The organism is Amycolatopsis pittospori (assembly GCF_013870525.1).
GTDB lineage: Bacteria > Actinomycetota > Actinomycetes > Mycobacteriales > Pseudonocardiaceae > Amycolatopsis > Amycolatopsis pittospori.
In genome coordinates, this window is record NZ_JACBXD010000046.1 from 30,932 (window position 1) to 54,942 (window position 24,011).

Consider the following 24,011-nt stretch of genomic DNA (forward strand, 5'->3'; position numbering starts at 1 on the left):
TTTTCCTTTCAGTGATGGAGATTCTGTCGTGATGTATGCCCCCAGCCTGCTGGATCCGGCTGCGGAGGAGCTGAAGCTCGCCGACTGGACCGGTCACGGTGCGACCGGTGTCGCCCGTGAGGCTCGGACGTTGCTGGGTGAGCGGTTCAGCTCGGTGACGTTCATGTACGTGCTGATGCGGGCGTTCGAGGTGGAGTACAACGCCGCGCGGGACGCTTCGCGGTGGCACGAGTTCCACGGCGGGCCGTACGCCTTGTCGGACGCGGACCTGGAGAAGCTGCTCGCTCCCTGGCTCGGCCGCTAACCCACGCGTTTCCCGATTCCGTCGAGCAGGCATTCGAGTCCGCTCCGGAAGGTCTCGTCGGCGTCCAGGTGGGCGGCGTCGCGCACCACGGTTTCCAGCGCCGGGTACTTGCCGGTGGCGAAGGCCCGTTCCAGGTAGGGCCCGAGTGAGACCTGCCAGCCCCTCTCGTCCATCCCTGTGGCGCGTTCGGCGCGCAGCTCGGAGATCTCCCGGCGCACCGCGCCGATCACGTACGCGTTGACAGCGGCGGCCATCGGCATGACGGCGTCCAGGTCGACGGCCTTCAGCGCGGCCGCCACGGCTTCCCCGCTGGCCAGTGCGTTCGGCCCGAGTTGGGGCCGTCGGCCGATCAGGTCGGCGAACCATTCGTGGCGGTGAGCGGCCCGCCGGACGGATTCGGCGTGGGAGCGCAGCGTTTCCCGCCAATCGTCCCCGGCCGCCCGGACCTCGGCGTAGATCGCGTCGACCATGAGGTCGAGCAGCTCCTCTTTGGTGTCGATGTAGCCGTACAGCCGCATCGGGCCGACGTCCAGCGCCGCGGCGACCTTGCGCAGCGACACCGCGTCCAGGCCGTCCGCGTCGGCCAGCCGGATCGCCGTCCGCACGATCCCCTCCCGGCTCAACGGGGTCGGCACCGGTCGATTCGGCGGTTCCGGCCTCTCCCACACCAACATGCCGGTGACAATACAACGCACTCTGCGATACAGTGTATCGATAAGTACAGTGTATCGGAGGGATTCGGATGAGCATCGCCATCGTCGGAGCCGGCCTCGGAGGACTGGCCCTCGCCCGGGTGCTGCGGGTGAACGGCGTCGACGCCGTCGTCTACGAACGGGAAGCGTCGCGTGACGCGCGCGGCCAGGGCGGGATGCTCGACATCCATTCCGGTCAGCGGGCGCTGCGTGAGGCCGGCCTGATCGAGGAGTTCCACGCGATCGCCCGGGGGGAAGGCCAGGACATGCGTCTTCTCGAACCGGACGGCACGCTGCTGCTCCAGGAGGACACGCCCGACGACGCACCGCTCGCCCGACCCGAGGTCGACCGCGCCGACCTGCGCGACCTGCTGGTGGATTCCCTCCCCGAAGGCACGGTGCGCTGGGGGCGCGCGTTCACCTCAGCCGAAAACGGCGTGCTGTGCTTCGCCGACGGCAGCACGGTGAAGTACGACCTGCTGGTCGGCGCGGACGGCGCGCAGTCCCGGGTCCGCGCGCTGCTCACCGACGCCCGCCCGGCGCATATCGGCCAGAACATCGTCGAGGTCGGTATCCCCGACATCGACCGCACGCACCCCGACCTGGCGGCGATGGTCGGCCGCGGCAACTACTGGGTACTCGGCGCCGGGCTGTCGTTGGGGGCGCAGCGCAACGGCGACGGCCGCGTCCGCATCGGCCTCAGCTTCTACAACACCGACGAGGACTGGTTCGCCGCCAGCGGGATCCCGTTCGACGACCCGGCCGCCGCCAAGGCACGGCTGATCGACCTGCTCGACGGCTGGGACCCGCGGTTCATCGCGCTGATCGAGGCCTGCGACGACACGGTCGTGCCGCGGTCGATCACCAGTCTCCCGGTCGGCCTGACCTGGCCGTCGGCGCCGGACGTCACGCTGGTCGGCGATGCCGCGCATCTCATGCCACCGGTGGGCGAGGGCGCCAACATGGCGCTGCTCGACGGCGCCCTGCTCGGTCTCGAGCTGGCCGCGCGTCCGGACGACTTTCCCGCCGCGGTCAAGGAATACGAACGCGAGATGTTCGAACGGACCGGCGCCGCCGCCCGGATGTCCGCGGAGATGCAGGAATTGCTGATGTCGCCGGATGCCGCCCGGAGACTGCTCGCGTTCTTTCAACCCGGCTGAAGGCTCAGGCGGACTTCATGCCGGCCGCGAAGGCCGAGGTCATCGCCGCCAGCAGGCAGAAGGCGGCGGTCAGCAGGATGGCGATGCCATTGGCCTTCTCGAATCCGAAGACGAAAGCCAGGTGAGCGCCGACATCCGCGCCCCTCATCAAGGGCGAGACGAAGATCGCCACGGCGAAGAAGGCGCTGAGAACGCACAACGTCAACGCGCCGCCGACCTTGCGTGCGAAGGTGAACCCCGCTGTGACCAGCAAGAGCAAGGCGGAAGCGAAGCCGCCGACGACGTTCACCCAGTCAAGGCCGTACCAGCGCTCGGCGGAATTGGCGACTTCGACGTTGTAGAGCGCGAACCAGACGTTCGTCCCGGCGGCGAGCAGGGCGAAGACGCCCGCGATCGGCGATGCCGCGGCGTGGGCCTTCGGGCGCCGCGGAGTGTTCGGTCGCATGCGGATTCCTCGCGTGATCGGTGGTTTCGAAGCAGGCCGACGGTAAAGGACACCGATGAAATCCTGGTGAAACGACCCGCTACTGGTAGTAGGTGGCGATCGCGGCGGCGCGGTTTCGGAGAGACGTACGTAACCACTGCGGGGACAGGACTTCCGCGTTCGTGGCGAGTTGCCACAACGCCCATTCGGCGTGTCTCGAGTCCTGAAAGGACGCTTCCAGTCGCAGTCGGCCGTCCGCGTCGGTTTCTTCGGCGAGGATGGCCAACGCGGTACCCGCCAGTTCCTCACGTCGCGCCGGGTTCACCCGCGCCAGCACGGTGACCTGGTCGCCACCGGTCCGGAATCGCGTGCTGCGTTCCTGCCAGGCCAGGCCCAGGTCGACCCGGTCCGGTCGTTGCGCGGGTTCGGCGAGCACTTCGGCGGCCAGGATCCGGGACAGCCGGTAGGTGCGGTCCGCGCCGGACCTCGTGGCCAGCAGATAGCCCTGATCCCGCACGGTGACCAGGCCGATCGGATCCACCGTGCGCCACTTCGGGGTCTGGTCCGCGGCCGCGTAGTGGATGCGCAGCTTGTGCCCGGCGAACACCGCGCGCCGGACCTCGGCCACGACGAGGTCCGGCACCTCCTCGGGGACCAGCCGCCGCGCCAGGAGATCGGTTCCGGGGTCGATGAGGAGGCGCTGTGCCGCACCGGCCGCGGTGGTCCGATAGCTCTCGGGCAGCGCGTCGACCACCTTGCGCATGGCGGAGGCGAGCGCCGAACCGAGACCGAACGCCTGTCCGCCGCGCCGCGATCCGGCGACCAGGAGGGCGAGCGCCTCGTCGTGGTTCAAGCCGGTGAGCTCGGTCTGGAAACCGGGCAGCAGGGCGAAACCGCCGAGCCGGCCGCGTTCGGCGTAGACCGGGACACCGGCCGCGGACAGCGCCTCGATGTCGCGCAGCACGGTGCGGGTGGACACCTCGAGTTCTCTGGCCAGCGCCGTCGCGGACATCCGGCCGTGCCGGCGCAGCAACAGCACCAGCGATACCAACCGGTCGGCCCGCATACGGAAACCCTACCGGAATACACGACAGAGGATGTCGTGATTCGTTGGGAGGCTGATCCCCATGACAAGCGAGACAGTGGCCACTGAGCCGAACGACCTGGGCAGATTCTTCATCGAGCGCGGTAACGCGGGCGATGTCGACGGGCTGGTGGCGTTGTACGAACCGGACGCCGTGCTGGCGTTCCCGCCGGGGAGCCTCGCGACCGGGCACGCGGAGATCCGCAAGGTGTACGAGCAGTTCGTGGCGGCCGCGCCGGAACTCCTGCCGGGCAGGCAGCATCCGCCTCTGGTGAGCGGCGACCTGGCGCTCACGGTGGCCACGCTGACCAGCGGTGAGATGACCGTCGAGATCGCCCGCCGCCAGCCGGACGGAACGTGGCTGTGGGTGCTGGACCAGCCGATGCTCGTGCCCTAGGGGGACGGCGGTGGGCCCGGCCGGGCCCACCGCCACCTGGCTGCGGGAGGCGGCGATGAAGCGAATCACGACAATCGGCGTCTACGGCTTCACGGCCGAAACTTTCGCCGAGAAGCTCACCAATGCGGGCGTAGGACTGCTTCTCGACCTTCGCCAGCGTCGCGGCGTTCGGGGTCCCGACTACTCCTGGGCGAACTCGGCGCGGCTCCAGCGCGCGCTCGCCGCGACGGACATCGGCTATAGACATTTGAAGGACCTTGCGCCGACGACGGAGCTTCGCCGGCTTCAGTACCGCGAGGACGACCGACAAGGCGTGGGCAAACGCAACCGCGTCGAGCTCGCGGCCGAGTACGCCGAGCGCTACACCCGGGAAATCCTCGACCCGTTCGACCTCGGCACGCTCGTGGCCGGCCTTCCGGCCTCCGGGATCGCGCTCTTCTGCGTCGAACGCGATCCGGAGGCGTGTCACCGTTCACTGGTGGCCGCACGCGTGCGTGCCGAGCATGGTCTGCCGGTCACGGACCTTCGTCCGGGTCAGGCAGGCTCCGATTGACAGCGCGGTACGGATCCCACCACGCCCGCACCGGACACGGTGATCGCGACCTTCGCCTGATTATCGGTTTCGTCGCTTTCCGCGATCTCCTTTCGGGGGTCCAGTGTGATGATCAAAGTGTGCGTGCGGTTCACCTGCGTCGTCTTGAGCGGGAAGGAGACGCTGCTGGTGACGGATTTGCCCGGTGCTCCGAGAACGGCTTGAAAGCCGGCCGACAAACCCGTGTCGCTCCTGGCCGAGACGCGCACTGTCGGTTTGGTCCTGCCGGGAAGCGCACCGGTGAGCTGGATCTTGAAGGTCACCCGAAGCGCGCCGGTGCCGGCGATCGACCTGGTGGGTTGCATGCTGCACGAAACACCAACGGCGGACAGTGACAGGTCGGGGAGACTCGAGGTCCTTCCTTCGACAGTGACGGACGACGGGGAATCCGTCGCGTTGTTCTCGATGAGCATTCGACCATTCCTCGTCACGCCGGGATCCTCGGTCTTGAACGTCACCCCGAACTCGCATTTCTCCTGGGGTTGAAGTGTCTTGCCCTGGCATTCCCCGGTCCTGCCGAAGCCGCTGTCGCCGTCGAACGAGATCTTTCCCACCTTCAGCGGGGCCTCGCCGGTACTGACGATCGAGATCTTTCGTGGGCATCCCGAGGTCGTGCACTTCAGGATGTCCGGTGACACGGCGATCCCGGCACGGCGGTCCTTGGTAGGTCCGCCCACGAACAACTCGGCGGGATCGGGGAAGGTGGACTGTTGCTCCGTCACGTAGGCGAACGAAGTGAATCCGCCGTAGGTGACGAGTACGGAAACCGCCGTCACGGCGACGGCGACGCCGACGCGCATACCCGGCCGGGGACCGCTGGCGCTGATCATGGGCGGGATGGCCGCGGCGAGGACCGCACCGGCGAGGTTCCAGCCGGGGGTCGCGCCGAGCGTCGTGGTGATGACGGCGGAGCACACCGCTGCCAGAACCGACAAGAAGAAAGGAGCCCAGGGCTGTGTCGTCGGCTGGACGGCGGTCTTCGCCGCCGTCATCGCCCTCTCGCCCTTCTTCGCTCGCGGGTGAACGTCATGGCGTTCACCCGCCACGCAGCTTGGCCATGATGAGCGCGGTCAGCGCGTCCTTGGCGATGCCCGGCAGCTTGTCCTTGACCTGGTCCCACCAGCTCTGGCTGTCCGGCCAGCCGATATCACCGCCCACGGTCCGATCGAAGTGGATCAGGACGCCGGGAACGTCGGCCGAACCGGCTTTGGCGTTGTGGATCGCGAGCCGATCGCCGCATTCGACCGGACGGCCGGTGACACCGCCGAGCAGTCTCCATTCGAAAACGGGAGTCTTCGACCAGCCGAGGTTGATGCCGAAGGTCCGGTTCTCGTAACGGATGAACGACGGGCTCTTGCCGTAGCCGAGCGCGATCGGTTCGCCGTACTTGACTTGTGCGGTGGCACCACCGGGCCGCGCGGCGAACCACCGCGACACCCGGACGCCGGTCGACGGTGACGCGTCGTCGGTCCAGCCGAGGTTGATGCCGAAGTCCTGCTCCTCCCACTGCAGGAACTTCCGCGGTTCGGTGCCCTTGAGGTTGTAGTTGCGGTCGGAGCCCTCCTTGAAGGCGTGCTGCGGCATCAGCGGACGTCGCTTTTCGGCTCCGAAGACCCACTGCTTGTAGGAATCGGCGAGCTGACCGGCGACCGTGTCGACGTTGACGGTGTGCGTCATGGGTTCTCCTCGTGGCTGGGCTTTCGTGGTTGTCACTTCTCTGGCGTGACGCCCTGTGCCAAGCCGTGCCACGTGTTCCCGCCGGATCAGCCCTGAGGATGCCGGGGGAAGTAGCAGCAGCGGAGACCTGTGACGATGGTGTCGTCGAGGGCTTGCCCGATCGCGGGATCGGCGGCCCTCACCCGGGTGATGGCGCGCTGGATGGCCTTCCGGGTGGCCGTGCGGGCACGCTCGTCCGTGTCGCCGAACGCCCGGGTCCGCCCGGCCAATCCGGTGGCCCGCTGGAGTTCGGTCACGAGTCGCCGGTACTCCTCACGGGCACGTGCCGCTCTGACACCGTCGTTGGCGTCTTCGGAGTCCTCGATTTCCGTGCGCAGGTCGTCGAGCCGGCGACGGTAGGCCTGTTTCGCGGTCTGGTCGAGAACCGGTTGCGCGGTCCGGGGCCCGAGCGAGCTTCCGGCCAGATCGGCCGCGGCGACCTCGATACCGGGCCGGGAAAGAAGAACGGCCAGATAGCGCATGCCGACGCTGTCGGCGACCACGGCGGAACGAGAGCCGAGCGTGAGTTTCCAGCCCTTCCCGGATCGCAGACAGCCGATGGGATCTTCCGGCGCGATCGCCGTCTCCGGCCCGTTTCTCCGTCGCAGCGCGGTTTTCAGCCGGTTGCTGGCGAGCCGGTGCGCCGGCCAGTTCCCCAGTTCGGCGTTGGCCGTGACCGCCGCTTCGAGATGTTCGACCGCGAGGTCCAGCTCTCCGGTCGTGAGCGCGGCGGTACCCAGCGGGTAGTGGGTGGATCCGAAACAGACGACCGCGAGGCTGGCCATCACCGGATAGCTCGCATAGGGCAGCAACAACTCGTAAGCCTCGGACGCGGTGGCCGAGTCTTCCAACAGCAGAGCGGCTTCGGCGGCGCCCAGCATGGAGATCAGCCAGGTGCTCGACGACCGCATCGCGCTCAAGCCGCCGTGACACAGACGACGTAGCGCCCCGGACGCCTCGGTCAGATCACCCGCGTCGGCAGCGCTGACCGCGAGCGCGGCGAAATACGCTTCGTTGGACTCGGCAAGCGTGGGCGAATTGGCCACTTCCGCCAGCAGGGGGACCAGTTCGCCACCTCGGCCCTCGTACCAGCGGATCATCGTCAGATGCGCGCCGAACCACCCCAGGGCGTCGGCGTCACCGACGGCGGTCCCCAGACGTTCGCATTTCGTCGCCTGCTGTTCGGCTTCCGCGAGTCGCCCGGAACGGGCTGTCAGCATGACCTCGATGGCCTCCACCACGAAGCGGACCGCGGAGTGTTCCATGAGCCGCGCGAGCTCGCGCAACTCGTTCATGGACCGGCCGGCATGGGGATCGCCGGCGAGGAACAGATCCACCGTCCGCCACAACATGCCCAGCAGGGTGTCGACGGGGCGGCCGACCGTGGTGCCCAAGGCCAGCAATTCCTCCGCCAGGGAAAGACGTATGGCGGCGTGTTGCGGTCCGAGGAGACAGTGATGGGCAAGATGCAACGCCTCGGCGAGCATGAGGACGTCGCCGCTCCCGCGCGCCTCTTCGACGGCGCGCAGGGTTTCGGTCGAGGTCCCTTTCAGGTACTCCGCTTCGGCGGTCAACCTCAGCCGGAGCCTGGAAGCCAGGGACGTCGCCGGGTCGACGGTCCCCAAGGCGCGCCGCTGCCACGCCCTCGCCCGGGCGGCGTCGGCCGCGGAACGATGTTCGTGAACCCAGAGACCTCCCAATCCCAAGGCCGCTCTGCCGAGCGACTGGCTGTCCTGTGCGGCATCCGAGCGGGAAGCGGCTTCGCCGAAGCACCGCCGGGCCATCGAAAGATCACCGGTCAGTTCCAGGGCCGCGTCGCCCGCCTTCAGCAGGTCGGTGATTTCAGGTCGTCCGCTCACTTGCGGCCGCCCTTCAACCGACGTTGAAGCCGATGGTCCGCAGTACCCAGCCGACGGTTTCGTCGGCCCAGCCGAGAATGTCCAAAGTGGAATTCAGATTCTGCGGAGGCCGGGTGAGCAGGGTGTCCCGGCGGATCAGCCGATCGAAGTCGACGGTGACCGGATCCTGTCTCGGTTGACCGGTCGGGGAGCGGAACTCGACGCCCGCCCGCCGCATGATGGTGATCATCTCCTGCGCGATGATCCCGTAGGCGACCGTCGTGGGATGAACGCCGTCCAGGGAGAACAGCCCTCCGGAGGCGCGGCCGCCCTGGCCGTCGCCGGTGATGAACCGGGAATCCGGTGCAGGGGAGAGCGCCTTCAACTGTGGTGGCAGAGGATAAGGCGTCCACCATTCGGGGCGCGCCGTCGGGTCGGTGATGTATCGGCGACTGGCCATGCGGTCCAGCAGACCGGCGACGTCCAGTAGATGCCAATCCCGTTTGACGCCGTCCGCGCCGCTGCGGGCATTCAAGACGCTGTCGGTGATCGCCTCGTTGTACATGTCGATCGCGTAGTCGACCGCCCGTGCCTGCTTTTCGGTGAGATGCCTGTGTCTCGCCGGGTCGAATTCGTCGTCCGAAACCCAGGGCCGGGCGTAGAACGGGTAGTACCGGGAGCCGGGCGCCACTTTGCCGCCGATCCCGTGGGCGATCGGGGCGACGGTCACATGCGGAACGGTGCACCAGATGACATGCCGCGCTTTGATCGCCTTGACCGCTTTGACGACTTCTCGAAGCTCGGTCTCGAAGTGATCCGGGCGCCACACGGTATAGGCGTTCTTCTTCTTGAGGTCTTGGAAGTCGTCACCGCTCCAGGCCACCTTCAGTTTCGTGACGGCCTGCAACGCGTTGTTGGCGCCCAGGAACACGACGAGTGTTTCGATGCCCGCGTCCTGCTTCTCGTCGCGGTCCTCGCCCATCGCGGCGGCCGCGTCGAAGACCGTCATCTTGCTGGTTTCTTCGGACCAGTGGGGGTACACGCGCAGCGCGGCCCGCTCGCTGTTGTTCTCGACTATCTGACCGAAGAGGTCGTCGTTCGGCGCGACCAGGGCTTCCTGGCAGGACTTGGCGGTCTTCCGCAAGGCGTCGCGGAGGTCCCAGCCGTACACGGACAGGCAGTGGTTGTACGCGGACACCAGCGGAGTCGCGCTGCCCGGGCCTCGCTCCCAATGGTCCTCGATCTTGTCCATCAGAGTTCTCGCTTCGAGGAGCGCGAACGGTGTCTCCCAGCCGGAAATATTCGAACCGAAGCGTTCTTCGAGAGTCCGTAACACCAATTCCAGATTGAGCGGCAGACCACCGTGGCCGGGATAGCGCGGATAGCGGTAGTTCTCCGCCCAGCCCAGTTCGTGGGCGATGATCGCGGGATACGAGAGATCGGTGTTGAACACCGCGCCGCTTTGGAAGCCGTGCGACAAGGAGTCTCCGATGACCACCAGCCGGTGGCGGGGTTCGGTGCGGGAACCGTTGGTTTTTCCCGGCCCCTCACGTCCGAGAGTGGAGTCGAAGACAGGTATTCTCGGCGCGGCTTCCGCGCGCTTCTTCACCTCGTCCGGCGTGTCTTGGGGAACGCGTTCCTCAGCGGCGATCATCGCCATCGCACGACCTCCTGGCCTCTCGCGCATCGGGATGTCCTCATCGGGGATGCTCCGCTCGCGACCGGCGATTTCCTAGGGTCGTTGTACTCCATTGTTCGCGTTACTGTTTCGCGAGTAGTCATTGCTCGTTGTCGAATCTCGTCGGCGTGGGAGAATGCGGACATGTATCGTTTGCAAGCCGTCATCGTCACCGAGTCCGCGTGTCGCGAACTGGTTTCGTCGGTCCAGGGTGCGCGACTCGTGCCGCTCGATCGGAAACTGTCGCTGTTGCCTGTGACGGACGGACTCTTCGGTGGGGTCGCTCTTGCTGAAGCCTATTTCGGCGGGGCCGGGACGCAGTGCGCGCAGGTATGGGACGGCGGGGAGACGGTCCTCGGTCCGCTGCGTCTGGCCGAAGACGACCCGGACCCCCTTGCCGGTAGGCCGATCTCCCGGGTGCTCCGGCGGCTCGGGGCGGTCAAAGGCGACCACGTCGACGAGTTCGCCGCGGTCGGGCTCGGCAGGCACCGCGATACGGACGACTTGCTGTCCGACGCGAATTGAGCCGGGGTAGTGGCAGGCTTCGGCGCGGAGTGGTCAGCGCCGGGGCGTGGGCGTGCCGAAGGGCCCGTCGCCGGTTCGGTGGCGGGCTCTTCGGTTCCTGCGGTCATGCTGCGGCGCGGTGGAGGGTGTTGCGCCGGGGACTTCGAAGTGGGTCGCGGTATTGGGGTGGGATGAACTCGGGTAACCCGTCGGCGGCCATGCGGACTTCCCACTCGCCGTGATGGATCAGCCGGTGATGAAACCCGCACAGCAGCACCAGGTTCCGGAGGTCGGTGCGTCCGCCGTCTGCCCAGTGATGAATGTGGTGTGCGTGACAGTTCTTTGGCCGCCGATGGCAGCCCGGGAACGCGCAGCCTCCGTCGCGGATGTTCAACGCCCGTCGTTGGCCGGGTGTGACGAACCGTCTGAGCCGTCCCACATCGAGGGGCTCACCAGCGGCGTTGAGCACCACCGGCAACATGAGGCAGTCGCAGGCGGCCATGCGGGCTTCGCGGGCGGTCATCTCCCCGACGTAGTCGAGGCAGGCTTTGCCGATCCCGGTCTTGAGTTCGTCGAGACCGACAGTCACGTGGATCAGAGTGCGGTACCCGCTGGTGCCGGGCTGATCCGGGCACGCGATCGCGAGATCCAGCAGTTCCGCCCACGCGTCACCCTGGCGCTCGGCCTTGGTGCGCCAATCGGCTTCGCCGAACTCGTCTACAGGGCGGGGTTTCGCATAAGCCTCAAGCGCGGCCGCGGTCCGGGCACCCAACTCATCATCAAGAAGGCCCTTGATCTTCCAGAACCCGTCCTTACGGCGTTCCACGGTCAGTTCACGACGCGGCTGAGCGGGCTCGGGATCCTTCGGCTCCGCGCCATCCGGATCCAGCAAGCCCAGCAGGGTGCTCCCCAGTTCCGAAACTTCACTGGGACCCGCATCCCGAGCCAGGTCGACGAGGGTCTTCTCCGTACGCTCCCGAGCTTCGACAGACACCTCAGCCGGAATCTCCTTCAAGATCCCCAAGATCTGCTTGATCCGCTCCTGCCCGATCGCACCGTCGGCCGCCGCAGCAGCCGTCGCGGGCGCGAACGCGGGAACCTCACGGCCGTCCAAGGCACGCGTGGGATTCAGATCGATGGCCTGATTCACATACGGACGCGCCTCAGCCTGAGACAAACCGGCGACATCGGCGAACCACGCCAACGTCGTCCCATACCCATACAAATCCTTGGAACCACGAGACTCGATCTCCGCCAGATACCGGCCCAGACCAGCCGACGCGACCCGCATCAGCTGCAGGAACTGCTGCACGCCATGGGCAAGCTCCAGCTTGCCTGCGCGCCACAGCTCCTGCGGCAACTCGGGAACGAACGTCGTCTCGGACACACCCCAAGAATACCAAACCCTGTCGAACATGTGTTCGTAATCTTAGGTCACATTTAAAGTGGTCCGAATAACCCTGAAGGGTGATTTCGACACCGCTGGCCATCGCGGACAGGCATTCAGAGCCAGTCGCATAGTGCGGGGTGGCTCAATCCGTCGCCCGGTAAGCGATCCCGTCCGGTTTGCGTGGCGGCGGCAGCGGGGAACGACGTGAGGATGGCGAGTGTCCATCGCCTCGCACTGGGCCGGATGGACCAGTCGCGCGGCGGTGGGGGCCGTCGACCGCGACACTCGGTGAAGACGAGCGAGGAAGGTGAATCGAATGCCCGCGACCAAGGCGAGACAGGTACGCCACAACAAGGCCGTCCAGGTGATCGGACGCGTCGGGATGGCCTGCTATGGGCTGGTGTACCTGCTCATCGGGTACCTGGCGGCGCGTATCGCGTTCGGCGGCGGTGGTCAGGAGGCCGACGGGCGTGGTGCGGTCGCGGAGGTCGGGTCGACGCCGCTGGGTGGTGTGCTGCTGTGGGCGCTCGCGGCCGGACTGGTCGCATACGGGCTGTGGCAGGGGCTGCAGGCCGCGGTGGGCTACACCTGGTACGAGAAACCGAGACGCCGCACCATGAAGCGAGTGACGTCGGGGGTGCGTTGCCTGGTCGGGCTCTCGCTGGGCTTTTACGCGGGCCGCCTCGCCGCGGGGGCGGGTGATCAGGGCAGTGGCGACCAGAAGCAACAGGAGTTCACCGCGAGCCTGCTCGCGTTGCCCGCCGGACCTTTCCTGGTGATCGTGGTGGCCGTCATCGTCCTGGGTGTCGCCGTGGCTTCCGTGGTGAACGCGGTGCGCCGGAACTTCCTGAACGATCTCGACCTTTCGTCGTTGCCGAAGGGCACCCAGCGCTGGGTCGAGCGACTCGGGCGGATCGGTTATGCCGCGCGGGGCGTCGTGTTCGGGGTGGTCGCGGTACTCATCGGAATCGCGGCGCTGACGGTGGATCCGTCCCGCTCCGGCGGACTCGACGCCGCTCTGCGCACCTTGGCGGCACAGCCGTTCGGCACGGTGCTGCTCGTCGTGGTGGCCGTCGGTGTCGCCGCGTTCGGCGCGTACTGCGTCGGTGCCGCCCGTGCACAGCGGGCCTGAGTCGTCTCTGGGGGGACAAAGCTTCCTCAGCCTGACGCCGCAGTGATCTTCCACTGGGCGAAGGGGAAACCATGATGAGAAAGAGGCTGGCCGAGGTCGTGATGACGCTGTCCTTGGCGACGGCGTTCGTGGTGGCGGATCCGGCACACGGGGCGGCGGCGATCCGCGATATCGGGAGAAACCGGCGGAGGTGCGGACGGTCGCGACGCTGACCGGCCGTGTCACGAATCTGCGCTGGTCGCCGGATGGGGCGTCGCTGGCCTATCTGGCGCCGGGCGACGGCGCCGACGAGGTCTGGCACTGGAAGGCGCGACACGAGCCTTCGTCAGCCTGGGGAACCGCGCGGTGGGACGCCGAGGACGGCTTCGTCTCCATCGCCGGTCCGGTCGGCGGACGCCGGGGCGACGCGGGATTCCGCGCCGTCCCGTGCTTCTCGGTCGGTCACCCGGATATCCGAGGCCTGCGGATCCGGGTGGCCGCTCATCTGGCCCCTGACGCTTCTCAGGCGCCGGCCCAGCGTTGGATCGCGACGTCGAGCAGCTTGCGGGAGAGCTCGGTGTCCTGCTCGTCCGCCCAGGCGATGACGCCGTCCGGCCGCACGAGCAGGCTCGGCGACTCGGCGGAGGCGGGATCCGTCAGATACGAGATCCGCGGGTGCGTCGCGTCGGCGAACCGGCCGTCGGGTGTGCGGTCGACGAGGACGAACCGGCCCTCGTGCGCGTGGTCGGCCAGCCGGGTCCCGGACGCGAGGTCGACGTCCCCGGCGATCGATCCGACCGGGTCCGTGGTGGCTTCGGCGTCCTCGGCGACGTCGTACCGCTGCAGGATCCCGGAGGACAACGCGATCATGCGGTTCATCGCGCCCGGCACGGTGAAGAGGTCTTCACCGACGACCTTCCGCAGCTGCGCGGTGCGCTCGTCACCACGCATCAGGGCGACCTGCGCACGTGTCCAGTCCAGGACCCACGCGCCGATCGGGTGCCGTTCGGTCTCGTAGGTGTCGAGGAGGCCTTCCGGCGCCCAGCCGTTGATGGTCGCGGCGAGCTTCCAGCCGAGGTTCACCGCGTCACCGAGACCGAGGTTCAGGCCCTGCGCGCTGAACGGCGAGTGCACGTGCGCGGCGTCGCCGGCGAGCAGCACCCGGCCGTGCCGGTACGACCGCGCCTGGCGCGCGTTGTCCGACCACCGGGTCGCGCGGCCCCGCAAGGCCTTGATCGTCACCGGGATCCCGGTGACCTCCCGCACCGCGCTCTGCAGTTCTTCGAGCGTGACGGGCGCGTTCCGGTCTTCGGGCTGTGGCCCGAACCGGGCGACGAGGATGCGTCCTGGGATGGGCCCGTAGGTGTAGATGCCGCCGGGTGTCCAGTTCCAGCCGCGACGCAGTTCGCTCGCGTCGTCGAAGTCCGCGATGGCCTGATAGCCCACCAGTTCGGGATCGGTGCCGTCGAACGGGATGCCGAGCCGACGGCGGATCACGCTGCGCCCGCCGTCGGCCGCGACGACCCACCCGGCGGTGAAGTCTCCGGCATCGGTTTCGACGACGACGTCGGCGTCGTCCAGGAGATCCCCGCCGGTGCTGTGGACTCCCCGGACCTCGACGCCGCGGCGGATTTCGACGCCCAGCCGGACGCAGTGCTCCGCGAGCAGCAACTCGAGATCGTGCTGTGGCACCGCGATCGCGTTGGCCACCGCCGTGTGGGCGGTGAGCACGGGATCCTCCTGGTCGACCAGGTCGTTCCGGAACATGATCCCCGCGAAGTGCCCGATGACGGCGAAGCGGCGGGAGGTCCGGGTGGCGGCGTCCAGCAGACCGCGCACCGTGCTGTTCGGGCGGCCGTTCGCGAAGGCGTTGGTGACCGCCAGGATCCGGCGATGGACCTCTTCCGCGGCGGGCAGCAGGCCGCGCCGGTCCAGGATCTCGGCGCTGGCGACGTTGATCGAGCCGGATTTGATCGTCGTGTCCGGCTCATCGAGTCGCTCCAGGACCGTCACCCGCACTCCTTGAAGTGCCAGCTCACTCGCGGCGAGCAAGCCGGTCGGACCCGCTCCGATGACGATCACATCGTTCCCTCGCATGACGCACTCCTATGCTTTACTCAATAAGCTTACCGAGTAAGGCTACCGAGTAAAGCTAAGGTTGTCACATGGCGAAACGGGGAGATCGCGGCGGCGCGAAGACGCGGGCGCATATCGCCGACGTCGCGACCGCCCTGTTCGTGGAGCGCGGTTTCGAGGACGTCACGATCGCCGAGATCGCCGCCGCGGCGGGGGTGTCGAAGGTGACGGTGTTCTCGCATTTCGACCGTAAGGAAGATCTCGCGCTCGACCGTCTTCCGGACGCCGTCGGCGTCGCGCGGGCCGCGGTGCGCGAGCGGCCGGACGGCGTCGGCGTCGTCGACGCGGTCAGACGGGCCGCCCTCGATCTCGCGGAGCGACAGCATCCGCTGTCCGGCTTGAGCGACGACGGCGATCCGCTCGCACGCACGGTCATGGAGTCCCCGGCGCTCATCTCGCGGCTTCGCGTGTTCGAGCACGAGATCGAAGCCGAGCTGGCCGAAGAACTCGAAGGCGATGCCCGGTTTTCGGGCGACAGCGCGCTTTTCGCCGCGCTGATCGTCGCCGTGTATCGCACGGTCGCCGTGGAATCGGTCCGGCGCCGGCTCGCCGGGGACGCTCTCGCCGACGTCGCCGCCGCGCATCGGCGGCGGCTCGAAGACGCGTTCGGCGCGCTTTCCGCCGGTTTCCCCGGCTGACACACTTCCGCCCCGGTTCGGGTGAAGAACCGGGGCGGGAAGCGGGATCTACTTGACGGCGAGTTCGCCCAACTCGGACCAGCCGTCCTGGTCGACCTTCGCGTTGATGATCCGCGGCGTTTCGGCCAGGTACTGCGGCAGGTCTCGCTGGGCGGCGCGGAAATGCTCCGAACCCACGTGCGCCGCGCCGGCGTCGTCGTCGCGGAAGGCCTCGACGAGGACGTACTCGTTCGGGTCGTCGAGGCTGCGGGACCAGTCGTACCAAAGGCAACCGGGTTCGGCGCGGGTCGCCTCGGTGAAGTCACGCGCGATTTCCGGCCACCGGTCCGCGTGTTCGGGACGGACCCGGAACTTCGCCGTAATGAAGATCATGATCGTTCTTCTTCCTGCTCAGGAGAATTGGATTCCGCCGTCGATCATCACCGACTGGCCGGTCATGTAATCGGAATCCGGTGAGGCGAGGTACGACACGTACGCCGCGACGTCCTCGGGTACCGAAACCCGCCCGAGATGGATCAGGTCGGAGTATTTCGCGATCGCCTGCCCCTTCTGGATTCCTTCGGACTCCGCCAGTTTTTCGTCGATGAGATCCCACATGGCCGTCCCGACGATACCCGGGCAATAGGCGTTGACCGTGATGCCGTGCTTGGCCCATTCCATCGCCGCGGCCTGGGTGAGCCCGCGCACCGCCCATTTGGACGCGGAGTAGTGCCCGAGCATCGCGAACGGGCGGTGGGCGACGATCGACGCCGCGCCGATGATCTTCCCGCCGCCGCCCTGCGCGATCATCTGCTCCGCGGCCGCCTTGTAGCACAGGAAAATGCCGCGGGCGTTCACCGCCATCATGCGGTCCCAGTCCTCCGGGGTCACTTCGAGCAGAGGTAAGACCTGTGCGATACCCGCGTTCGCGACCATGACGTCCAAGGAACCGAAGGCCTCGACGGTCGCGGCGACCATTTCGGTGACGGACCGAGGGTCGGAGACGTCCGCGATGACGGCCGCGGAACGCCGTCCGATCTCCCGGATCTCCTTGGCGACGGCTTCGAGTTCCGCGTCGTTCGCCGCGATGTCGTTGACCGCGACGTCGTGGCCGTCCGCGGCGAGCCGCAGCGCGATTCCCTTTCCGATTCCTCGTGCCGCACCGGTGACGAGTACGTTCTTGCTCATACGCTGACTCCCTTGTTCGCCGTTGGACCGGAGCACTGGGGCTTGAACGGAAGGTAGGTGCGCCGGCACGGCTCGGGGAGGGGCGGCGTGTCTCACTTTGAGACAACCGCTTCGAGGCGATCGCTTCGAGAAAGGGCCCGTCAGAGGGCGATGGCCGCGCGGTAGTCCCTCGGCGAGATGCCGAGTAATCGGGTGAACATGGTGGAGAACGCCGCCGGGCTGTCGTAGCCGAGCGACGCGGCGATCCCGGCGATGGGCTGACCGCCCGACAGCAGCGAAAGAGAGTGCAGGACGCAAGCCCGTTGCCGCCAGCGGGCGAAACTCAGCCCGGTCTCGGTGGTGAAGAGCCGGTTCACTGTCCGTTCGCTCACGTGCAGCCGGGAAGCCCAGTGCCCGACGGGGTCATGGATGTCCGGATCGTCCAAAAAGGACTCGCACAGCGCACGCAGCCGTTCGTGCTTCGGCAGGGGAAGGTCGAGCTGGACCGGGGCGGCCCGGCGGATCTCGTGCAGGATCAGGCCGATGACCGCGGCGTCACGACCGCGCGAGTACAGCGGCGGGACGTCGACGGCCTCGTGGAGCAGCTCCCGCAGCAGTGGCGAGACCTCGACGACCTGGCAGCGCCGCGGGAACCACGGCACGGCTTTCCGCTCGATGTAAAGACTTCTGGTGCTCACGTTCGTCGTCACGACCTGGTGGTCGGTTCCCGGCGGGACGAGCACCGCGCGCCGCGTCGGGATGGTCCAGGTGCCGTCGGCCGTTTCGACCCGCATCGACCCCGTCGCGCTGTAGAGGAACTGGGCCCGCCGGTGCCGGTGCACGGGAATCCGGTGTCCCGGCGGGTAATCGGTGCGGATCGCCACCACGGCGCGATCGAGGTGGTCGACCTCGTCGATCGGGATGTCACGCACGTCACCGAGGCTACCCGCCCTGTCCGATACGCGAAAGAAAGTGTCGTCCTTTCGAATGCCCGCCGCGCGCCGACGACCTACCGTCGGAGGAGTGCTGATCGAGATCTCGGTGCTCCTCGGGTTCGGTTGCCTGAGCGGCGTCACCACCGTCCTTTTCGGATTCGGCGGCGGGTTCATCACCGTGCCCGTCGTCTACGCCTTCGCGCTGGCCGATCCGGAGCACGCCCTCGGCGCGATGCACGTGGCGGTGGCCACTTCGACGGCGGTGATGGTGGTCAACGCAGGCAGCGCGACCCTGGCGCAACTGCGGGCGGGACGGCTGCGCCGGGACTACCTCTGGCCGATCATCGCCTTCATCGGCCTGGGTGCCGTGCTCGGCTCGCTCGCCGCCACCGTGGCCGACGAAAGCGTCCTCCGCTGGCTCTTCGTCGCGTACCTCGCGCTGACCATCGCCGACAGCGTCGTCCGGAAAGGGTTCGTGAGCAGGGAACCCGACGCGCGGCCGCGGGCGCTCGGCGGGATCACCACCACCGCGGGCGGGACCGGGATCGGCGCCGTGGCGAGCTTTCTCGGCGTCGGGGGCAGTGTGCTCACCGTGCCCCTGATGCGGCGGAAGGGGTTGCCGATGGCCGAGGCGACCGCGCTGGCGAACCCGCTGAGCCTGCCGGTCGCGGTGATAGCCACCGCCGTCTACGCCTTCGCGGCGACGGGCACGTCCTCGGGCGCCGCCCACCTCGGCTACATCGACCTGGTGGCCGCGGGCGCGCTGCTGTGCGGGTCGCTGCCGACCATCGCCGTGACGCGCCGCGTCGTCGGCCGGATCCCGGACCGCGCGCACGCGATCGCGTATCTCGCGTTGCTCGCCGCCGCGCTTGTCGCGATCGTCGTGCGCTGACGATGTCGAAACGGCGGTCCGCTGTTCGACGCGTAGGTGACACCTGAGAAGGAGGAACCGATGGGCAAGATCATCACCGGTGGCACCATGTCCCTCGACGGCTACATCGCCGGGCCCGAAGACAGCGGCTTCGATCTGCTGTTCCAGTGGTACGGAAACGGGGATGTCGAGATCCCGACGGCGAGTCCGGACGTGCCGCCGCTCCGTCTTTCGGCGGCCAGTGCCGAGCTGGTCCGGGCCGAATGGGGGAGCATCGGCGCGCTGGTCGTCGGCCGCTACCTCTACGACATGACGAACGCGTGGGGCGGCCGTCACCCGATCGACGTGCCCGTGGTCGTCCTCACGCATCGGCGCCCCGAAGACCGCCCGCAGGACGACGAGAACTTCGTCTTCGTCACCGACGGTATCGAGGCCGCGATCGTCAAGGCGCGGGAACTGGCCGGGGAGAAGAACGTCGTCGTCAACGGCGGTCAGATGGCCCGGCAGGCGCTGGAGGCCGGCCTGCTCGACGAGGTCGGCGTCGAACTGGTGCCGGTCGTGCTGGGCGCCGGGAAGCCGCTGTTCGGTGAACTCGGCGGCACTCCCGTGCGGTTCGAGGGGCCGACGGTGGTGGTCGAGGGTGCGGGCGTCACCCACCTGCGTTACGACGTCAGGAAGTGATCCGATGGATGGTTGCCGATAGGGAGATCTGAGGCGACCTGGCGAAGGTAACTGGCAGTAAAGATCGGATGAATCTCTGTACGTTCGCCGTCTTTTACGCCAAGATCCTCCGCATGAAGCTGAGATCGATCGCCGAACGCATCTTCGTTCTCGGGCTGCTGACGGTTCTCGGGACCACCGGGACGACGTCCGCGGCCACCGCCGACCCCCTCCCCGCCCAGCCGGACGTGAACGCGACCGGGCTGCCACGCGGTGGCTGGGAACCGGTCGGCCCCAACAGCATCGGCGGACTGTTGTCCGTTTCGCCCGCCGGGCTCGCGATGATGCAGCCGAGCCCGCCGTCGTTGTGGCTCTCGGGAGATCGCGGTGCCTCGTGGACCGCGCGCCGGGGACTGCCCGAAGACACCGTCATCCAGGGTTTCTTCGTCGATCCCGCGAACGGGGACCGGATGCTCGCGGTGGGCAACAAACCCGCCGGCTTCCAGGGCGAATGGCGCGGCATGCTGCTGAGCACGGCGGACCGCGGCCGGACCTGGGAGACGCTGCGCGAGTGGTACCCCGACGGCGCTTTCGGCATGGCGACCGACCCGACAGGCCGCGTCGTGGTGGTGCAGAACCTCGATTCGCTGAGCGTCAGCATCGACGGCGGCGTGCACTGGAACGACGTGCCGAGGACCTGGCCGCGTGAAGGGATCGCCGCCCCTGTCGGCGGGCTCAAGCTGACCCTGGTCGGGGACGACGCCTACTTCACGACGGTCTACCCGGAGTACGCGCTCTGGGTCGTCCGCGGGGTCAGCGGCAAGGAGCCGCGGGCCGAACTCGTCTACCGCGCCGATGGTGAGGTCGGGCAGGTCGCGTCGGACGGCGAACAGTTCGTCGTCACCGTCGGCCCCGAGCTGCACGGCTCCACCGACGGCGGCCGGACCTGGACGGTGCTGCGCCGCGATCCCACCGGGCAGCCCCTGCGTGAACCGCATTTCGTCGGCGGCCGTCTGTATGTCGCGACGTATAACGACATAGACGTCAGCGCGGACGGCGGTCGCACCTGGACCCGCAAGCCGGTGCCCGCGGCGGGTGAAGGCGTGAGCGACATGGCCGAACTCCCGGCCGTGGCGGGCAAACCCGCCACCACGCTGATCTCGTCGGTGTACCGGGGCGTGTACGCCGACGGCGGCAAGAGCGGCTACCAGCAGCTCGGCGTACCCGGCGAATCGATCCGCGACCTGGTGACGACCGGGAACCTGCTGCGCGAAAACGTCGTCGCGGCCGGGGTCCAGGAGATCTACAACTCGCCGCTGCCGCGCGGCAAGGTCACCGCGTCGACCCGCGCCTGGCAGTCGCATCCCACCGACCGCCTGCACGAGGACGCGCGCCTGTCCGTCTCGCCGAGCCGCCCGGACGTCGTCTGGCAGGTCACCCGGAACGGCTTCTCGCTCGACGTCCTGCGCAGCGGCGACGGCGGCCGGACCTGGCAGTTCGCGGCGAAGGCGAAGGAGGGACTCCCGAGGACGATCCTGGCCCATCCGGCCGACCCGAACCGGATCCTGGTCTCCGCCTTCGCGCCCAGCGGGTATGTCACCTACCGCAGCGGAGACGCCGGGAAGACCTGGGAAAAGCTCCCGTCCGGCAACGGGTTCATCGCGTTCGCGGGGGATCCGTGGAACCCGGACCGCGTCTGGGGCGGCGACACCGACGGCCTGTCGCGGTCCGACGACGGCGGCAAGACCTGGACCCACGTTTCCGGCGAACCGGTCAGCTCGATCTCGGTGAGCCCTTGGGGCCGCGTCCTGGTCGGCGGTGCCGGTCTGCTGCTGAGCGAGGACAACGGCAAGTCGTTCCGCCGCGTCCGCGACGGTGAGGACCCGCGCGAGATCAGCCGGATCCTGCCGCATCCGTTCGACTTCAGGGTGTGGTTCGCGAGCAACGCGACCGGGGGAGGAGTGCTGCGCAGTACGGACTTCGGTCGCACCTGGGCGCCGCTGCCCGGCGCGCTGCCCGACACCCGGGTGCTCTCGCTGACGATCAGCACTGACGGCCGTTATCTGTTCGCGGGTACCGCGCAATCCGGTGCGTACCGCCTGACGTTGTACTGAGTCCCACGCGCTTCGTGGCCGGGCGAAAGTTCCGGCCACGAAGCGTTTACTCGGTCCGTTCCCGGATGTCAGAGTCGGGGTATGGCCATCGACGTCGCCGCCCTCCGGGCCCACTTCCCGTCCCTCGCCACCGGAACCGCCTTCTTCGACGGACCGGCGGGTACCCAGACCCCGCGGCCCGTCGCCGAGACGATCGCCGCGACGATGACCGGTCCGCTGTCCAACCGCGGCAAGGTCAGCCCGTCGGAACTCAACGCCGAGAACGCCGTCTCGGGCTTCCGCGCCGCCTACGCCGACTTCCTCAACCTGCCCGCGGGGGGCGTCGTCCACGGCCGCAGCGCCACGCAGCTGACGTACGACTTTTCCCGTCACCTGGCGAAGAACTGGAACGAAGGCGACGAGATCGTCGTCAGCAGGCTGGACCACGACGCCAACGTCCGCCCGTGGGTCCAGGCCGCGGAACGGGCCGGGGTGACCGTCCGCTGGATCGGCATCGACCCGGAGAGCACCGAACTCGACCTCGATTCCCTCGTCCTCACCGAGCGGACGCGGCTGGTCGCGGTCACGGCGGCCTCGAACGTCCTCGGCACCAAACCGCCGATCCGACGGATCGCCGATCTGGCGCACGACGCCGGCACGCTGCTGTTCGTCGACGGCGTGCACTACGCCGCGCACGACCTGGTCGACGTTCCCGCGCTGGGGGCGGACTTCTTCGTCTGCTCGCCGTACAAATTCCTCGGCCCGCACTGCGGGGTACTGGGTGCGTCGCCCGCGCTCCTCGAAACCCTCGAACCCGACAAACTCGTCCCGTCGCCCGACACCGTGCCCGAACGCTTCGAATTCGGGACCCTGCCTTACGAAATCCTCGCGGGTGCGACAGCGGCCGTGGACTTCCTCGCCGGGATCGACCCGGGAACGGCCGAAGGACGGCGAGAACGGCTGACGAACTCGATGAATTCGTTACACGACCACGAAAGCGCGCTGCGCTCCAGGCTGGAGAAGGGGCTCGACACGGCCACCGTCCACTGCAAAGCCGAGCACCGGACACCGACCCTGCTGCTGAGCCTCGGCGGCCGCGAGCGCGAGGCGCAACTGCATCTCGCGTCGCTGAACGTCGTCGCCCCGGCGGGATCCTTCTACGCCTACGAGGTTTTCGCCGCCTTGAAGCTGGCCGACCCGGCGCTGCGAGTCGGACTCGCGCCCTACACCGACGCCGACGACGTCGACAGGCTGCTGGACGGACTGTCGACGTTCCTTTGAGGACACCCGGCTTCCACCTGGGCGACGTAACCCGAACAGGTTGGGTTTCCGGTCGGCCGCGAGCGATCGTATTACCGTGAGTCCATGATCGACTACGGGAGGTTCGCGATGCGTTTCCGGTCGGTGGCCGCGACGGCTCTTCTCGGGTGCGCGCTGTGCGTCGCGCCCGCGGCGCTCGGTGCCGGTGCGCAATCGCTCGCGATCCAGCCGTGCCCCGAGGTCAACGATCCGCCCGACTACAAGATCTCGAACGGTGCCAAGGCCTGGATGAAGACGAACCTGCGCAGCGACTACCTGCGCGGGCCGGGCACGATCACCTACAACAAGACCACGACCTCGTCGGTCAACGCCTCCATCACCGGCACGACCAGCGCCGAGGCGGGCGTCATCTTCGCCAAGGCGAGTGTTTCCCTCGCGGTGAGCGTCGGCGCGAGCTACTCGAAGGCCGACTCCTGGTCGTACGCCGCGACGGTGCCCGCGGGAAAGACGCTCCGGCTTCAGCAGTACAAGGAGGGCCGGTCGTTCACCGTGCAGAAGTACCGGATCGTCCCGCCCTGCAAGGTGAAGTATCTCTGGACCAAGAAGGCCACGGCGCCGGTGAAGAGCCCGAGCTACCTGTGGCAGCTCATCAGCTGACCGTTGGCGCCACGTGGGTGACGGAGGGGTCGTGAGTGTTTTGGGTCGTTAGGGCCAACCGTGTCTTAGGTACCTACGGTCGCGCGGGTCGGCGTGACTGGGTGGACGGCACACGTGACTGGACGGACGGCAAGCGTGACTGGACGGACGTCACCGAGTGTCGTCCGTCTGATCACATGTGCCGTCCACCCAGTCACGCGAAAGGACCGACCCGGCCCGGCTTGGTCGTGAGTGGTGAAGGCGGTTAGAGCCAACCGGGTCTTAGGTGCCCACTGGGTTCTGGCTGCGGTGGGTCGTAGGCCCGGTCCGTGAAGGCCTCCTTCCCTACCCTGAAAGTAGGCAAGGAGGCCTTCACGGAGACCGCGATCGCCACATCCGCCCCAGGGTGCCGCGCCGTAGTGGGTCAAGGGGCTCGTGAGTGGTAAGGGCGGTTAGAACGACCCAAAACACTCACGACCCCCACCAGACGTTGTTCGCCGAGAACTCGCGTCCCGGGAGCCGCTACTTCGGGAAGATCGACACCGCGCACATCGGCGCGACCGGGCATTCCCAAGGCGGCGGCGGGTTCCGGGGCGCGATCACGGCGTGGTTCCGGTTCTGGCTCTCCGGCGGCGAACGGGCCCGTGGCGAGTTCTTCGGTCCGTCGTGCGGTCTGTGCCGGGATGGGGAGTGGTCCGACGTCCAGCGCAACGCGAAGGCGCCGGCCGTTTCGGGGGCTTGATCGC

26 protein-coding genes are annotated in these 24,011 nt (G+C 68.0%); 14 read left to right on the plus strand and 12 right to left on the minus strand.

What is annotated here, in order from left to right; all coding sequences use genetic code 11:
• Positions 1-31: 31 nt before the first annotated feature.
• Positions 32-304: a hypothetical protein gene (locus H5J31_RS24300; RefSeq protein WP_181774946.1), complete on the plus strand. Its 273-nt coding sequence runs from the start codon at positions 32-34 to the stop codon at positions 302-304.
• On the opposite strand, the gene H5J31_RS24305 is transcribed toward H5J31_RS24300, so the two are convergent.
• Positions 301-978 carry a TetR/AcrR family transcriptional regulator gene (locus tag H5J31_RS24305; protein WP_181774947.1) on the minus strand — a complete coding sequence of 226 codons (678 nt, stop codon included), beginning with the start codon at positions 976-978 and terminating at the stop codon, positions 301-303. The two genes, H5J31_RS24300 and H5J31_RS24305, sit on opposite strands and share 4 nt — an antisense overlap.
• A 68-nt stretch (positions 979-1,046) precedes the next feature.
• Between H5J31_RS24305 and H5J31_RS24310 the strand changes: the two genes are divergently transcribed.
• On the plus strand, positions 1,047-2,156 hold the full coding sequence (locus H5J31_RS24310; RefSeq protein ID WP_181774948.1) for an FAD-dependent oxidoreductase: 1,110 nt from the start codon (positions 1,047-1,049) through the stop codon (positions 2,154-2,156).
• A gap of 4 nt (positions 2,157-2,160) precedes the next feature.
• Here the strand turns inward: H5J31_RS24310 and H5J31_RS24315 are convergent, their stop codons facing one another.
• Entirely contained in the window at positions 2,161-2,601 is a 441-nt protein-coding gene (locus H5J31_RS24315; protein ID WP_181774949.1) for a hypothetical protein, read from the minus strand.
• Between the two features lie 79 nt (positions 2,602-2,680).
• Positions 2,681-3,646, minus strand: a complete 966-nt coding sequence (locus tag H5J31_RS24320; RefSeq protein WP_181774950.1) for a helix-turn-helix transcriptional regulator — start codon at positions 3,644-3,646, stop codon at positions 2,681-2,683.
• Between the two features lie 76 nt (positions 3,647-3,722).
• Between H5J31_RS24320 and H5J31_RS24325 the strand changes: the two genes are divergently transcribed.
• Entirely contained in the window at positions 3,723-4,061 is a 339-nt protein-coding gene (locus H5J31_RS24325; RefSeq protein WP_181774978.1) for a YybH family protein, read from the plus strand.
• Between the two features lie 10 nt (positions 4,062-4,071).
• The gene (locus H5J31_RS24330; protein ID WP_328701594.1) at positions 4,072-4,614 is read left to right on the plus strand and encodes a DUF488 domain-containing protein; all 543 of its coding nucleotides are present in this window, start codon (positions 4,072-4,074) and stop codon (positions 4,612-4,614) included.
• On the opposite strand, the gene H5J31_RS24335 is transcribed toward H5J31_RS24330, so the two are convergent.
• The 4 genes from H5J31_RS24335 to H5J31_RS24350 form a co-directional block, all read right to left on the minus strand.
• Entirely contained in the window at positions 4,596-5,588 is a 993-nt protein-coding gene (locus H5J31_RS24335; protein ID WP_181774951.1) for a hypothetical protein, read from the minus strand. The genes H5J31_RS24330 and H5J31_RS24335 overlap by 19 nt on opposite strands.
• A 100-nt stretch (positions 5,589-5,688) precedes the next feature.
• Positions 5,689-6,330: a hypothetical protein gene (locus H5J31_RS24340; RefSeq protein WP_181774952.1), complete on the minus strand. Its 642-nt coding sequence runs from the start codon at positions 6,328-6,330 to the stop codon at positions 5,689-5,691.
• Between the two features lie 86 nt (positions 6,331-6,416).
• Positions 6,417-8,228: a hypothetical protein gene (locus H5J31_RS24345; RefSeq protein ID WP_181774953.1), complete on the minus strand. Its 1,812-nt coding sequence runs from the start codon at positions 8,226-8,228 to the stop codon at positions 6,417-6,419.
• 13 nt (positions 8,229-8,241) lie between these two features.
• Complete coding sequence (locus H5J31_RS24350) at positions 8,242-9,867, minus strand: hypothetical protein (protein ID WP_207898660.1); 1,626 nt, start codon at positions 9,865-9,867, stop codon at positions 8,242-8,244.
• Positions 9,868-10,029: 162 nt separating this feature from the next.
• Here H5J31_RS24350 and H5J31_RS24355 point away from each other — a divergent pair, with 162 nt between their 5' ends.
• Positions 10,030-10,410, plus strand: coding sequence for a hypothetical protein (locus tag H5J31_RS24355; protein ID WP_181774954.1), 381 nt, complete (start codon positions 10,030-10,032; stop codon positions 10,408-10,410).
• A gap of 103 nt (positions 10,411-10,513) precedes the next feature.
• On the opposite strand, the gene H5J31_RS24360 is transcribed toward H5J31_RS24355, so the two are convergent.
• Complete coding sequence (locus H5J31_RS24360; protein WP_328701595.1) at positions 10,514-11,776, minus strand: HNH endonuclease signature motif containing protein; 1,263 nt, start codon at positions 11,774-11,776, stop codon at positions 10,514-10,516.
• Between the two features lie 319 nt (positions 11,777-12,095).
• Between H5J31_RS24360 and H5J31_RS24365 the strand changes: the two genes are divergently transcribed.
• Both H5J31_RS24365 and H5J31_RS24370 read left to right on the plus strand, forming a co-directional pair.
• Positions 12,096-12,911 carry a DUF1206 domain-containing protein gene (locus H5J31_RS24365; protein ID WP_181774956.1) on the plus strand — a complete coding sequence of 272 codons (816 nt, stop codon included), beginning with the start codon at positions 12,096-12,098 and terminating at the stop codon, positions 12,909-12,911.
• Positions 12,912-12,982: 71 nt separating this feature from the next.
• Positions 12,983-13,123 (plus strand): hypothetical protein, encoded by a 141-nt coding sequence (locus H5J31_RS24370; protein ID WP_181774957.1) that lies wholly within the window; start codon positions 12,983-12,985, stop codon positions 13,121-13,123.
• A 289-nt stretch (positions 13,124-13,412) separates the two neighbouring features.
• On the opposite strand, the gene H5J31_RS24375 is transcribed toward H5J31_RS24370, so the two are convergent.
• On the minus strand, positions 13,413-14,987 hold the full coding sequence (locus tag H5J31_RS24375; RefSeq protein WP_181774958.1) for an FAD-dependent oxidoreductase: 1,575 nt from the start codon (positions 14,985-14,987) through the stop codon (positions 13,413-13,415).
• Between the two features lie 68 nt (positions 14,988-15,055).
• On the opposite strand from H5J31_RS24375, the gene H5J31_RS24380 reads away from it, so the two are divergent.
• Positions 15,056-15,664, plus strand: a complete 609-nt coding sequence (locus H5J31_RS24380) for a TetR/AcrR family transcriptional regulator (RefSeq protein ID WP_181774959.1) — start codon at positions 15,056-15,058, stop codon at positions 15,662-15,664.
• Between the two features lie 48 nt (positions 15,665-15,712).
• Here the strand turns inward: H5J31_RS24380 and H5J31_RS24385 are convergent, their stop codons facing one another.
• From H5J31_RS24385 to H5J31_RS24395, 3 genes are all read right to left on the minus strand, one after another.
• Complete coding sequence (locus H5J31_RS24385; RefSeq protein WP_181774960.1) at positions 15,713-16,036, minus strand: putative quinol monooxygenase; 324 nt, start codon at positions 16,034-16,036, stop codon at positions 15,713-15,715.
• An 18-nt stretch (positions 16,037-16,054) separates the two neighbouring features.
• Entirely contained in the window at positions 16,055-16,831 is a 777-nt protein-coding gene (locus H5J31_RS24390) for an acetoin reductase (protein WP_181774961.1), read from the minus strand.
• Between the two features lie 140 nt (positions 16,832-16,971).
• On the minus strand, positions 16,972-17,742 hold the full coding sequence (locus H5J31_RS24395) for an AraC family transcriptional regulator (protein WP_181774962.1): 771 nt from the start codon (positions 17,740-17,742) through the stop codon (positions 16,972-16,974).
• A 91-nt stretch (positions 17,743-17,833) separates the two neighbouring features.
• On the opposite strand from H5J31_RS24395, the gene H5J31_RS24400 reads away from it, so the two are divergent.
• From H5J31_RS24400 to H5J31_RS24425, 6 genes are all read left to right on the plus strand, one after another.
• A complete protein-coding gene (locus H5J31_RS24400; protein WP_181774963.1) occupies positions 17,834-18,637 on the plus strand; it encodes a sulfite exporter TauE/SafE family protein in 804 nt (267 codons plus the stop codon).
• A 60-nt stretch (positions 18,638-18,697) separates the two neighbouring features.
• Positions 18,698-19,297: a dihydrofolate reductase family protein gene (locus H5J31_RS24405; RefSeq protein ID WP_181774964.1), complete on the plus strand. Its 600-nt coding sequence runs from the start codon at positions 18,698-18,700 to the stop codon at positions 19,295-19,297.
• Between the two features lie 113 nt (positions 19,298-19,410).
• Positions 19,411-21,390 carry a beta propeller repeat protein gene (locus H5J31_RS24410; RefSeq protein ID WP_181774965.1) on the plus strand — a complete coding sequence of 660 codons (1,980 nt, stop codon included), beginning with the start codon at positions 19,411-19,413 and terminating at the stop codon, positions 21,388-21,390.
• An 81-nt stretch (positions 21,391-21,471) separates the two neighbouring features.
• Positions 21,472-22,650 carry a cysteine desulfurase-like protein gene (locus H5J31_RS24415; protein WP_181774966.1) on the plus strand — a complete coding sequence of 393 codons (1,179 nt, stop codon included), beginning with the start codon at positions 21,472-21,474 and terminating at the stop codon, positions 22,648-22,650.
• 84 nt (positions 22,651-22,734) lie between these two features.
• Positions 22,735-23,286, plus strand: coding sequence for a hypothetical protein (locus H5J31_RS24420; protein ID WP_181774967.1), 552 nt, complete (start codon positions 22,735-22,737; stop codon positions 23,284-23,286).
• Positions 23,287-23,755: 469 nt separating this feature from the next.
• Entirely contained in the window at positions 23,756-24,007 is a 252-nt protein-coding gene (locus H5J31_RS24425) for an alpha/beta hydrolase (protein ID WP_236005358.1), read from the plus strand.
• Positions 24,008-24,011: the final 4 nt, after the last annotated feature.